We start from the raw sequence: 11,738 nt of genomic DNA, 5'->3' as shown, positions 1-11,738 counted from the left end.
CGCCGCTGCTTTTTAGCTGACTACTTAACGATCACTCCTACCACCGCCATCTTGCTTGCAACACGCTTCTTGCTTACTCGTACTGTGATTTCGCTACCTAGTGTAGAGTCTGTTTCTACAATTCGAACATTATCGGCGGTTCCTTTGGGGACCTGAATCACCACTTCTTTTGCTTCCAGTGGGCGATGCTCGTTGTCTTTCATGATGACTCCTTTCATTATGTTTTGACCAAGGCGTTGATAGCCGGACGGCAAAGCCTGATCCTGAAGAAGTGTAGGACACGTTAGCAGACTAGCAGACGCCATTTTTGAGCATGGTGGACCTCCTGCCTCTGAAAATAAAAAAGCCACTCGGCCAGCGAACTGACTGAGTGGCCTCGGTAGCAGGCCTGCAAGGCCTTTCATGTGTTCTACTTCCATGCCGTCTTAAAGGCCATAAAGGGTGTCGCGGAGCGGATCCGCCAGTTATCGGGCTTAAGCGACCAGGTGAAACAAGGCATTTTGGGGGCCAGCAGCCCACACTGGCCTTGGGCCCCCTTCACCGCCGAGTCAGAAAAGAGGAGCAAAGAGGCCTCGCGAATCTGCTGATTGGAATGTTCGGCGCAGTGCGCAATCCACCCAGAAAACAGCGTGGCTGAACAACTGACCATGGCGCCCACCGCAGACAGCGACCATGAATTAATCGCGTCAATATTAGGTAGCCTAATCGGCGCACCACCTACGCTTGAAATCACGCGAGCGCAAGCTACAGAGCGCTGTTGGCAAGAAATGAAATGCAGCAAAGCATGAGCCGTAAAGGTAATTGCTGGGACAACTCAGTGATGGAGCGCTTCTTCCTGAGTTTGAAAATGGAGCGGGTATGGCGGCGCGATTACGCCAACCACGCCGAAGCGATACGTGACATCACTGAATACATCGTTGGGTTTTACAACAACGAGCGGCTGCACTCGAAACTGGGATATCTGCCACCGACCGTTTACGAACGGGCAATGGCGTCTAAACCTCCTATCGAGGTGTCCGGAATTAGTTGACCACTACAAATAACGCCGCCCACAAGCCGGCATTTTTAATGCCCGGAATAATCCTCCCCCCACCACTCTCCTGACCTTTTCCCCTGGTGAGGCCTTTCTCACAGGCATCGATCTGTGCGCGCACGCACACCCGCGCGCTATCGAAACAAACGGCCCTCCAACTGTCATGGTCGCGCAACGATACAGTTCGTTGCCCATGCCCGTCGCCGTACCGGTACTTCCCTCGCCAAGCTCCCTAATCTGCAGTTCGTCATCAGGCACCCACGCCTCAGTTCGCCAAGTACCGATAAAAATGCAATAAAAAAGGAGCTTCAATTGAACACTGATGAAACAGTGGTTGTCACCGGAGTGACATCAGGCATTGGTCTGGCCTGCGCCAGAAAGTTGATAGAACAGGGAAACAAGGTAGTTGGGATCGGGCGCAGAACCGAGCGCCTCAATGCACTGGCCGACGAACTGGGTGAACGTTTTTATCCCCTCAGCTGTGATGTGCGTGACATCGACGCACTCAACACACAACTGAAACAACTCCCCGATGCATTTGCCGCCATCAGCAAACTCATCAATAGCGCCGGCTTACTTCAGGGACAAGGGACGTTACTGGAAGTCTCGGATGCTCAAATATCCACCATGCTGGAGACCAATGTTCACGGTTTGATCAATGTCACTCGGGCGGTATTACCCAAGCTGATAGAAAGTGGACGCGGGCACATTATCAACCTGACCTCGATTGGCGCTCATTATCACTACGCCGGCGGCCATGTCTATGCGGCATCCAAGGCCTTTGTCGACCACTTCGGACAATGCCTGCGCACCGAACTGGTGGGCGCTCGGGTCCGGCTGACCAACATCGCACCTGGTAAAACCCGCTCAGAATTCGCCTTGGTTCAATTTGCTGGCGATCAAGCCAGAGCCGACCGGGTGTACAGCACCCTGACGCCGCTTGAGCCGATGGATGTTGCCAACTCGATCCTCTGGGCCCTGCATCAGCCCACCCACGTCAATATTAATCTTATTGAACTAATGCCTGCTGATCAGGAACTTTCATACCGGTGATCCCATGAGCCAATCTCTCGCCCACTACTATGTCAGAAACAAACTCACCCATAAGTTGATCAGCAAGCGCGTGCTGTCACCTATTTCACTTTCCCAGCAGCCTCCGGCTGACTTGGTACAGGCACTTTGCATTGAAAGTGAAGTGTCAAAGTTGTCAGCTGTTTATGCCCAGTTCCAACACTCGGACGATGGCCAGACGGGGCTTCCTCGTTACATGCCGTTTTATCGTTTCATTCAGTCTAAATTCCCCGGTTTTCAATGGCAGGTTCGCTCCACTCAGGGCAAGAAAACCTTGATTCTGGACAAGCCATACATCAACCAAAGCCGACCTTCGTTATTGAACTTGTTGCTGTGCGCCATCAACGACAACACCGCCACGACCCCGGCCTTGAAAGTGCGATACCCCGCCATGCGAGAACTGCCGGACGAGTTGGTGGTGGATCTTGAGCAGGCCTTTGAGCGTTTGTCATTTGCCCAATCAGCGCCCCACTTCGTCGCGCGTTTTGCCCAGGCTCTGGCCAAGGGACTGGCCGGTGAAACCATTACCCTGGTCTCCCCGGTGTGCCCTGATTATGGCTACGAAAACAAGAATGGCCGCCTGCGCTATACCTTCGAGCACTTGGGCGAAGGCATCGGGCTGGTGGCCGGACGTGTGGTCAAGACCCTGCCTGACCTGCAAGCAGTGCTGCAAAAGCACGGCATCGATGCACGGATCGCCGTGGCGGCCGGGGATTTTGAAGGGTTTGACGCCAGTACCCTGAACCGCCTCAAGGAAACACGCGAAGGCTTCGCTCACAAACTGCGTATCAGCCAGCAGAAGATCCTCGACGTTCTCGGTCCTGGCGCCGAGTCGATCATGATCGCCGAAGCCGCCGGTGGCGAGGACTGCTGGCATGCACTGACGGCAGAAGCCCAACAGCGCCTGGCACATCAGGATAACGGCTGCATCGTCGAGGATGATCTCGACTATGCCTCCATCTTCAGTGCACGACTGCCGCTCTATCAGGCCTGGCACCAGCAGCGCAGCAACGAAGAGCTGATGCAGATCCTGTATGCCCAGGGTGCGGAGTATGCGGCCATCGGCAAGGTGTTTGCCCAGCAGTGGACCAACCCGATTGTTATCGGTGCGGATCACAATCGCATGCAACCCTTCTATTGGCTGTACAGCACCATTCCTGTCCTTTATCTGACCAGGGTTTACTGATGAGCGCCCGTGAAAGTGCAGGTCAATGCACTCACTACTGTCAGTACGGGCCACAGGGCGATGTCCGTGCCAGCTATGCCCATCTGCCCTTCCAGGGTTTCTGGACCTGGCTGACCGGCAAGGGTCAGCCACTCACACCCGAGGCGTTAAAGAGCGCAATGAATGAGAGCGGTGAGCGCTTTCTGGTGGCTCATTTGCTGTTCACCTGGTTGGTGATGATCGCCCTGGTGCTGCTCGGCCAGGCCGTTCTGGAGGGTGCCTTCTCCACGGGTATGGCGGTGTTGCTGGTGCTGGTGGGCTGGGTCCTGATGGTTAACCGGTTGCGTAGCATGCAAGCCACCTTCCACTACTTGACCCATGGCGCAGTGCTCAAGGACAAGGCCCGCGCACAGCGCTATGCCAGGCTGTTTCTGACCACGCCGCTGCTGTACCAGGACTGGGACACCTATAACCAGAGCCATGTACGCGAACACCACAATATCCACGTGTTGTGCTCTGACACGGACCCCGACCAGCGTTTCATCCGTGAGCAAGGTTTCTACCCGGGGATGCCTGAACCGGTCTACTGGTGGAGGGTCTGCTGCACGCCCTTTCGCCCCGTTTACCTGATGCGCCAATGGCGCGGGACGTTGCTCGACAGCTTTGTTCGTCTTGAACGTCGTGAAGCACTGTTTCGCTGGGGTTTCTGGGGCGTATTGCTCACGCTGCTGTGGGCGACAGGCGGGTTGCAAGCCTTTGGCTTGATGTACGTGATCCCGCGCGCCGTGCTGTTTGAGCACTCCATGTGGCTGCAATTGTTTACCGAGCACCTGTGGTTCTACCACCGGGACGCCGGGAGCAGCGAGAAAAGCCACTATGGCCGGCTGACCTGGGGTCGTTTCCAGGGCCGCACACCGCCAGAAGGCGGGGTCATCGCCCATGCCGCCTGGGTGCTGAAGTGTGCGCTCTACGATCTGCCGGTGCGCTTGTATGTGTACCCGCAAGACTTGCCCAACCACGACGCGCACCACCGCCGCCCCAACGTCCATTACCGGCATATCGCCAATTATCGCGCCAGCGTCGAGCAACAGCCTTCTCCTTATGGCCCGTTCCTCGAAGTCTGGGGGTTCATGGCGGGCCTGTACCTGATTCGCGACCATTTGTGCCGAGGGGTGGTCGAGCCGTTTACCCCTCGGAAACCTGCTTCTCTCAATAACCCAAACAGCCTGTACCCAACGTCCACCTCTCAAGGAGTCTGAGCAATGCAAGAGACGATCCAAGCTGCTAACCACGAACTGCAGAACAACGCCTACGCCTCCCTCAAGGCCTCACAGCTGTTTTCTCAAGAAGAGCTGGAGTACATGGAAGCGGCGTGCCAGGTCATCCCCAAAACCATCATCGAAATCGGCGATGTAGGCGAAGAAAACTTTCTCGCGGTGGGACGCTTCATGGAGGATCAAAAAGGCCAGTTACCCGTGTATCGCAATGATCCTTACGGCAAACGTGTGGTGGAGATCCTCTCTTCGGGAAAAAGCCGTGAGTTCTTCAACGGCATCATGGAAGCCGAGTGTTTTATCCGTCGCTGCCAGTCCAATCTGCTGGAAGCCGGCAACTTCATCGGCAAGCACATCGATACCTACAGCAACCTGGAATATCGCTACTCCGTGGTGATCCAGTTCGGCAAGCAATACGAAGGCGGCGAGTTTTTCATCGAGCATGAAGGCCGCGAATCGCAATTTAAAACAGACTACGCCGACGTGCTGATCAACCGCTGCGAGATTCCCCACGGCGTACGCAAGGTAGAGAGCGGCACACGCTCCTCCTTGGTGTTTTTCCTGAGCACCAGCCCGTTGGACAAACCCAACCTCAACAATAAACAGATCTGATCGGAGTGTGCGTCCGCCCCCCAAGGCGGACGCTCAACCGGCGAAACCAGAAGGAAACGTCTCATGACGCAAACCAACGTAGCCAGCTTTCAAGAAACAAAGAATCAAGACCTGCAAGCCTATTTCCTGGGACTCATTTCGGTCGCGGCCTTTGCCATGACCTTACCGGCGGCAAAAATGCTCGCTGGCGACCTGAGTGCCCTGCAAGTCGGGTTCTTCCGGTCAGTGTTGGCTGCGTTTGCGGCAATTCCTTTCTTGCTTATCGGCCGGGCAAAGATTCCCAATCGTTCGCAAATCAAGCGAATGTTGCTGACGTCCACCGGGATCGTTTACGGCTTTCCGATCCTCACCGCGCTGGGCATGCAATACGTTCCGGTCAGCCATGGCGGCGTGGTACTCGCTGCACTGCCGCTGTCCACAGCGATTTTCGGTACGCTCATTACAGGCACTCGCCCATCCAAAATGTTCTGGGCGGTTTCAAGCCTGGGCTTCCTGGTCGTGATGGCCTACACCGTCATCAAGTCGAATGTCTCCGACATCTACATCGGCGATCTGGCACTGCTGGGCGCCGTGCTGCTGGCCGGTTTTGGCTACGCCCAGGGCGGTGCACTGTCCAAGGAACTGCCGGGCTGGCAGGTCATGTGCTGGACTCTGGTCATCAGCCTGCCTGTGCTGCTCCCGGTCAGCCTCTGGCTCTATGACAGCCAAACCATTGCCAACCTGCCGGGACAAGGGGTCGCCGCCCTGCTGTTTCTGGCCCTGATCAACTCGCTGCTGGGTTTCTTCTCATGGAACCGTGCCCTGGCCCTGGGTGGCATCCAGCGCATCAGCCAGCTGCAGTTGCTGCAACCGTTCTTCACATTTGCTTTTTCGATCTTCCTGATGGGCGAGTCGTGGAACTGGCTGACCCCGGCCGTCTGCGCCATCGTCATCGTGCTGGTCTGGCTGTCCAAGCGCATCTGAACAGGATCGCGCGCGGGTCAACCAGCGCGCTCCATCCACGTGTTCCTCGAGGGGGGGTCAGCCTGGCTGTTCACCCTCTCCACACCCAGACGGAAATCCGCCCATGACTTCTTCGAGCTTTTTTCGCCCCACCTCTGAACTGCAACAATGGGACGCCTCGCAGTATGAAAACAACGCCCATTTCGTCGCCCACCTCGCCAATGGCGCGGTGGAACTGCTGGCCCTCAAGGCCGGCGACCGAGTCCTGGATATCGGTTGTGGTGACGGCTATCTGAGTGAGCAACTGGCTCGTCAAGGCGCTGAAGTGGTGGGTTTCGACTACAGCCCGGAACTGGTGGAAGCCGCACGCTCTCGCGGCCTGGATGTGAGGCTGGGTAATGCCGAGGAACTGTTCTTTCACCAGGAGTTCGACGCGGTGTTCAGCAACGCCGCCATACACTGGATGCGACGTGCCGATCAAGTCGCCTATGGGGCCTTTATGGCCCTCAAGCCCGGTGGGCGTTTCATCGGAGAATTTGCCGGAGCCGAGAATGCGCTGCTGATCCGACGGGCGATTCACGGCGCCCTGGAGCGCAGATCCGTCGACGCACAGGACATTGACCCCTGGTACTTGCCCACCGCCGGTGAATACCAACAGGTGCTGGAGAACGCGGGGTTTCACGTCAGCTTCATCAGTTGGTTCGAACGACCGGTGGTGTTGGATTACCCCATTGCCGAATGGATACAAACCTTTGGCACTCCTTACCTGGCGGCGCTGCCGCTTGAAGCCCGCGCGGGTTTTCTGGAGGAAGTGACGGAGGAACTGGTCAATGACCTGCTGGACTCCGACGGCCGATGGACGGTGGACTACACATGCCTGCGTTTCAGAGCTGAAAAAAAGGCATAGCCCCACAGAACCTGGCTGACAAAAAGCGACACATTGGATCAATCAGCAGACAACCGGCGCGAGGCTTGCCGTCTAATTGGAATTAACGATATGTCTATGAAAACCAATGGATTAGCGTTGAAATCTTTTTACACCGACGCCCAAGTGTGGTCGAACCAGGAGGGCAAACCGCTGTACTGGATCGATGACATCAGCCTGGCCGTCAACGGCTCGGAAATCGTTGAGGATTCGCTCATTCAAACACTGCACGACAATGATGAAGTCCAGATCCTCAACGGCGTCATCTACTCCTATGAAGACCTGGGGGAAGTGGCCACCCTGGTGGAGTACTTCAAAAGCTGGCAGCAAAACCTGGGCAGCCGTAACACGTCGCCGGACAGCTAGATCGACGAGCATCAGGCTAACCCGGGGCCAGGTTTCAAATGCTGTGTTCGGTGACTCGTTGGGCTGTTTCGCTGCCGGTCTGAGAATCGATGAAACGTTTGAACTGGACGTCATTGCAGTGGCTGACGTTCAGGCGAATATACTGATCGTAATCGCGGGTGTTGCTGAACAACGACCCTGGTGCCAGAAAGATGCGGGCGTCATGGGCCTGTTCAATCAGACGACGAATATCCACGTGCGCGGGGAAACGCCCCCACAGAAACAAACCATCCACGCTGGGTTCATCAAACACCACGCCCACCTTGCCCAGCCACTCCCGCGCCCGGGCACGCTCCTGCATCACTCGCTGGCGCAGGCCATCCAGATGGTGTTGATAGCGCCCGGACTCCAGGGTGTAGGTCACGATGGTTTCGTCCAGGGATGAGCCGCACAACAGGTTGTACATCTTCTGCTCCACCAGACGCTCGACAAAAGCGGGGGGTGCCGCCACATACCCAAGGCGCAGGGCAGGACTGAGCACCTTGCTGAAACCGCTGATGTAAAAGGTGCGATTCAAACCATCCAGGCTGGCCAGCCGAAGTGTTTGCCTGGCAGACAACGAGCCGAAAATATCGTCTTCAACAATATGAAAGTCATACTTCTCGGCCAGCGAAAGAATCTTGAACCCCTTGGCCGGGGAGGTATTGCCGCCAGTAGGGTTGTGGATCAGGGTCTGGGTCAGAAACAGTTTTGGCCGGTACTTGATCAGCATGGCCTCCATGGCCTCCAGGTCCGGACCATCCCCCATTCGTGGCACGGTGATGATGTTGAAATCCCGCCCCTTGATCAGCTTCAACTGCAGCAACAAGTAGCTCGGGTCCTCGACCAACAGGTAATCACCGGGCTTGAGCATGGCGTTACGAATCAGCGAGAACGCATGGGTAGCCCCCACCGTCACCACAACCTGGTTGCTGGAGGCATCGATTTGAATCTCTCGCAACTTGCGTGCAATTACCGAGCGCAACTGCTGGCTCCCCGCGGCGGGCGCAGGGACGCTGCAAGACAGCGTGTTACGAATCAGCCGTCCGGTAACAGAAACAGGCACAGCGTCAGCCAGCCAGGACGGAGGAAAGTAACCTGAACTGACGGGGATATCGTATTGGGAAGGGTCCAGCGCGCGGTACAGAAACCCCGCATGCAGGCTGGACGGTGGGATCAACTCGTCCAGATCCTTGAGGGATCCCGATGGATTGGCCGCGAGAATAAAGTAACCGGCCCCGGGTCGGGACTCGATGATGTGCTGTGCCACGAGGTCCTCGTAAGCGCTGCTCACCGTAAAGTTACTGACGCCCAGTTGTTTGGACAGAGCCCTGACCGAAGGCAACCGACTGCCTTGAACCCATTGGAAAGACTCGATGCGGGCAATAATCGCGCTTCGGATCTGGTCCACCAACAGTGTCTTGCTGCTGCGATCTATCTCAAACATCTCATTCCCTTAATGAAACCACCGCCATCATGGCCTTCCTGATGCTTGGCAAAGAGCAGGCCGGTAATCAACAAGCCATCGCCAACACTCGCGTGCGAGGCAGTATCCTGGATACTTTGTAAGCAAAGTTTACGCCAGTGCTCGAAAAATGCCTTGCCTATTCCATCGAGTAAAAAACTCAGGGACGAGAATGGGTTTTCATGGGGTTTGCGGACATTGCGATCCAAAGGCTCGAGGTAGAAGTCCAGTTTGCCGAGGTATTGGTTGAGAATGATCAGGTTTTGGGTCCAGGGTAATTGTCGCAGCAGTGCTGAGACTTTTGCATGGTGCCTGTACACCTCGTAAAACTGGCGCATACGAAAGAGGTTCGGTCGGTGGTTTACGCCATTGGGCAGCAGACTGCTGCCCAATTCAATAGTGTCAGCACCGCTGTCACAATTGCCCGATCACGGATAACTAAACCCCTTAACCAACGTCAACTCCCCCACCGCCCGCATCGGCACCAGGAACGTCTCCATCTTCTCGTTCGGCGTCCCCTCTTGCGTAATCACCGTCACTTGCGCGGTGGTCAGCGGCTGAACAGCCTCTTCCTGCCCCTCTTCATCGCCGCGATACCCGCCACCGTAGTAGTTCACGTACACCAGGTATTGCCCCTTGATCGGCGCCGGCATGGCGAAGATTTCCGGGCCGTAGCCGGTGGTGACGTCCACATCCAGCGCCGCACCATTGGGCGCGACACGATCGCCGTACCAGATGTGTGCGCCATCGGGGGTGATGAGGTGCAAGTCCAGATCAGTGCCGTCGCTGTCCCAGGAAAGCAGTACTCGCAACTTCGCCGGAGTGGCACCGCCACTGGCGTTCAGGAACTGAGTGCGATGCCGCTGTTGGCCATCGGGACTGCGGACTTCAACGCTGTTGCTGCCGTTGGGGAATGAGAACGGGCGGTCGTAGCGGCCCGCGGGGTCAATTTTCAGTGGCATGCTGACGCCGTTGACGATCAGCTTACCGGGCTCATTACCCTTGGGTGTGGATTGGATTTGGCCGGTAATGCGAGCGGTATTGGCCTGCCCCACCGGTGTGTTCACCGACGAAGCCGGGTAATTGACCGTCTGACGAAAGTTTTCACCTTCGCCTTCGGGGGCGCCCGTGCGCCAGCCGCCGACGGGGGTGTCGAGTTTGACCGCGCTATCGGCGGCGAATGTCGTCGGCCATACGCAAAACGAACAAAGGAACAGGAAGACCTGTGGATAACGGAGTTTCATGGCCTATTCCAGCAAGAGGTGGCGGGCGAGCCCTTCGATGTAGGTTTCATCCTGGCCATTGGGGTGTGCTTCAAAGGCCAGGTGCAGGTATTCGTGGGTCAAGTCGAGGCGGTCTTGCAGCGTCAGCACGCCACGCACATAGATGCGCTGGCGTTCGCGGTCCACGAAGGGACGACCGAAGGCCAGGCGGCAAACGGCGAAGGTGCTGACTTCGTTGTAACCGACCTCACTTTCGAGGCGTTGGCGCCAGCCGCGGCGTTGGTTTTGCAACCAGTCTTGCGCGGCGGGCAGCGCTTCGCAGGAAGCGACCGGGCTGTCCCAGCGGCTGAGGCTTGCACGCGGGTAGGCGTGCAGCAGGATGGCGTCGTAGCGTTGACCGGCGTTGGCCTGTTCGACGGCTTGCTGCCAGGAGAGTTTGTCCGGCCCGGGTTGGTCGGAGTGATAGGTAACGGTGCTGCCGGCGAGAACCAGGTCGCTGGTCCACGCGGCGATGTTGCGCGATTCGGTGGCGGCCGGACGTGGGGCGACGCGCTGCCGGCTGCTGCTGTCGTCGATGCTCAGGCAGTCGCCGTTACGGGTAGCGTTTTGCAGCAGGTAGGTGCGGATCGCGACGCTCAGGGCTTTGGCTGCTTCAACGGGCTCGGGTATGGCTTCGCGCTGCAGGACACGGGCGACGTACTCTTCGCGGTCCAGGCGGGCGACGAGCTTGTCCTTGAGCAAGAACAACTCGCCGTCGCTGTGGATATCGAGTTGGTTGCCGTTGGCGAATTCGACGCGGTAGTCGCCCTGCAGGGGCCCAGGCGCTAACACGCGATCCCCCGACAGCACGCGTTTCAGCGGATAACGCGCGAACAGGCCGACCTCGACACACTTCCCCGCTTCTGCTGGCCATGACGAGGGCAACACCGTCGCCAGCGCCTGACCATAATTGCGCAAAACCATCTGGCTGGTGCCACGCCCACCGGCCCAGATCGGCGTGCCGTCCGCCGTCCAGCCCGCGAACCCGCCCTGGCGCGACGAAGGATCCTGATCCCCCAACCAGCTCCAGGTTTTCACCCGCAACCGACCGCCAAGCTCTCCCACGACATTGCCGTCAGCGGCATTGAGCACCACATCGAGCAATACCCGCCGCGCTCGATCCTGCGCCGGCATCACGGCCAAGACCTTCAACAACTCAGCCACCGAAACCCGGGTCTGCGGTTGCAACGACGGCAAGTCCAGCAACCACGTTGGCGCTTGTCTCGTCTGCCAATACTCGCGCCACTCAGTGCCGGAAATGCCCAACCGCGCGGGCTCGAAGTACAACCCGCAGGACTTCACCAACGCCTGATCGCGACCGATCGTGCCACCCGCCGTGCAGCAATAAATTTCTTCCTTCGACTGCCCGCGACACTCAAAAGCCGGTTCACGCGCGCCGGTGTCCACCAGCCAGCCGTAGACAAACAACTTCCACAAGCTGCCCAGCGGCGTCTGCAAATCGGCAGGCAATGGCTCACGCGAGATCATCTGAGTCCGGCTCAACGCAAGCAGTTCACCCTTGAAGCCCAGGCGCAACGGCTCGTCCTGCGCTGTCGCCAGCGCAGGGATCAAGCACAGCAGCCACCAGACCAGACACCGGGTCAT

Annotated in this window: 12 protein-coding genes and 2 pseudogenes; 9 read left to right on the top strand and 5 right to left on the bottom strand. The window is 57.6% G+C overall.

The window, feature by feature from the left end:
* Positions 1-20 precede the first annotated feature (20 nt).
* Entirely contained in the window at positions 21-203 is a 183-nt protein-coding gene (locus LOY38_RS03770) for a hypothetical protein (protein ID WP_258698883.1), read from the bottom strand.
* 167 nt (positions 204-370) lie between these two features.
* Here LOY38_RS03770 and LOY38_RS30235 point away from each other — a divergent pair, with 167 nt between their 5' ends.
* From LOY38_RS30235 to LOY38_RS03730, 9 genes and pseudogenes are all read left to right on the top strand, one after another.
* The gene (locus tag LOY38_RS30235) at positions 371-637 is read left to right on the top strand and encodes a TIGR02391 family protein (protein ID WP_408980560.1); all 267 of its coding nucleotides are present in this window, start codon (positions 371-373) and stop codon (positions 635-637) included.
* Positions 638-730: 93 nt separating this feature from the next.
* A pseudogene (locus LOY38_RS03765) lies at positions 731-1,030 on the top strand (integrase core domain-containing protein); the annotation flags it as partial.
* 315 nt (positions 1,031-1,345) lie between these two features.
* Positions 1,346-2,086, top strand: coding sequence for an SDR family NAD(P)-dependent oxidoreductase (locus LOY38_RS03760; RefSeq protein WP_258698882.1), 741 nt, complete (start codon positions 1,346-1,348; stop codon positions 2,084-2,086).
* Positions 2,087-2,300: 214 nt separating this feature from the next.
* A complete protein-coding gene (locus tag LOY38_RS03755) occupies positions 2,301-3,290 on the top strand; it encodes a hypothetical protein (RefSeq protein WP_258698881.1) in 990 nt (329 codons plus the stop codon).
* Positions 3,290-4,528 carry a hypothetical protein gene (locus LOY38_RS03750; protein ID WP_258698880.1) on the top strand — a complete coding sequence of 413 codons (1,239 nt, stop codon included), beginning with the start codon at positions 3,290-3,292 and terminating at the stop codon, positions 4,526-4,528. The genes LOY38_RS03755 and LOY38_RS03750 overlap by 1 nt, the downstream gene beginning before the upstream one ends.
* 3 nt (positions 4,529-4,531) lie before the next feature.
* Positions 4,532-5,155 (top strand): 2OG-Fe(II) oxygenase, encoded by a 624-nt coding sequence (locus LOY38_RS03745; protein ID WP_258698879.1) that lies wholly within the window; start codon positions 4,532-4,534, stop codon positions 5,153-5,155.
* Between the two features lie 63 nt (positions 5,156-5,218).
* On the top strand, positions 5,219-6,118 hold the full coding sequence (locus tag LOY38_RS03740) for a DMT family transporter (RefSeq protein ID WP_258698878.1): 900 nt from the start codon (positions 5,219-5,221) through the stop codon (positions 6,116-6,118).
* Positions 6,119-6,221: 103 nt separating this feature from the next.
* Positions 6,222-7,004 (top strand): methyltransferase domain-containing protein, encoded by a 783-nt coding sequence (locus LOY38_RS03735; RefSeq protein WP_258698877.1) that lies wholly within the window; start codon positions 6,222-6,224, stop codon positions 7,002-7,004.
* A 90-nt stretch (positions 7,005-7,094) separates the two neighbouring features.
* Positions 7,095-7,388: a hypothetical protein gene (locus tag LOY38_RS03730; RefSeq protein WP_258698876.1), complete on the top strand. Its 294-nt coding sequence runs from the start codon at positions 7,095-7,097 to the stop codon at positions 7,386-7,388.
* Positions 7,389-7,422: 34 nt separating this feature from the next.
* Here LOY38_RS03730 and LOY38_RS03725 read toward each other — a convergent pair whose 3' ends face one another.
* The 4 genes and pseudogenes from LOY38_RS03725 to LOY38_RS03710 form a co-directional block, all read right to left on the bottom strand.
* Complete coding sequence (locus tag LOY38_RS03725) at positions 7,423-8,853, bottom strand: PLP-dependent aminotransferase family protein (protein WP_258698875.1); 1,431 nt, start codon at positions 8,851-8,853, stop codon at positions 7,423-7,425.
* Positions 8,854-9,113: 260 nt separating this feature from the next.
* Positions 9,114-9,269: pseudogene (locus LOY38_RS03720) on the bottom strand (DUF1016 N-terminal domain-containing protein); the annotation flags it as partial.
* A gap of 30 nt (positions 9,270-9,299) precedes the next feature.
* On the bottom strand, positions 9,300-10,115 hold the full coding sequence (locus tag LOY38_RS03715; protein ID WP_258698874.1) for a YfaP family protein: 816 nt from the start codon (positions 10,113-10,115) through the stop codon (positions 9,300-9,302).
* Positions 10,116-10,118: 3 nt separating this feature from the next.
* Entirely contained in the window at positions 10,119-11,738 is a 1,620-nt protein-coding gene (locus tag LOY38_RS03710) for a DUF2300 domain-containing protein (RefSeq protein ID WP_258698873.1), read from the bottom strand.

Origin of the sequence: Pseudomonas sp. B21-015, assembly GCF_024749285.1 — a bacterium.
Taxonomy (GTDB): Bacteria; Pseudomonadota; Gammaproteobacteria; order Pseudomonadales; family Pseudomonadaceae; genus Aquipseudomonas.
This window is presented reverse-complemented; position numbering and strand designations above follow the sequence as displayed.

Coding starts and splice junctions, on each gene's coding strand:
- LOY38_RS03770 (WP_258698883.1), bottom strand. CDS start 203: ATGAAAGACAACGAGCATCGCCCACTGGAAGCAAAAGAAGTGGTGATT.
- LOY38_RS03755 (WP_258698881.1), top strand. CDS start 2,301: ATGCCGTTTTATCGTTTCATTCAGTCTAAATTCCCCGGTTTTCAATGG.
- LOY38_RS03750 (WP_258698880.1), top strand. CDS start 3,290: ATGAGCGCCCGTGAAAGTGCAGGTCAATGCACTCACTACTGTCAGTAC.
- LOY38_RS03745 (WP_258698879.1), top strand. CDS start 4,532: ATGCAAGAGACGATCCAAGCTGCTAACCACGAACTGCAGAACAACGCC.
- LOY38_RS03740 (WP_258698878.1), top strand. CDS start 5,219: ATGACGCAAACCAACGTAGCCAGCTTTCAAGAAACAAAGAATCAAGAC.
- LOY38_RS03735 (WP_258698877.1), top strand. CDS start 6,222: ATGACTTCTTCGAGCTTTTTTCGCCCCACCTCTGAACTGCAACAATGG.
- LOY38_RS03730 (WP_258698876.1), top strand. CDS start 7,095: ATGTCTATGAAAACCAATGGATTAGCGTTGAAATCTTTTTACACCGAC.
- LOY38_RS03725 (WP_258698875.1), bottom strand. CDS start 8,853: ATGTTTGAGATAGATCGCAGCAGCAAGACACTGTTGGTGGACCAGATC.
- LOY38_RS03715 (WP_258698874.1), bottom strand. CDS start 10,115: ATGAAACTCCGTTATCCACAGGTCTTCCTGTTCCTTTGTTCGTTTTGC.
- LOY38_RS03710 (WP_258698873.1), bottom strand. CDS start 11,738: ATGACCCGGTGTCTGGTCTGGTGGCTGCTGTGCTTGATCCCTGCGCTG.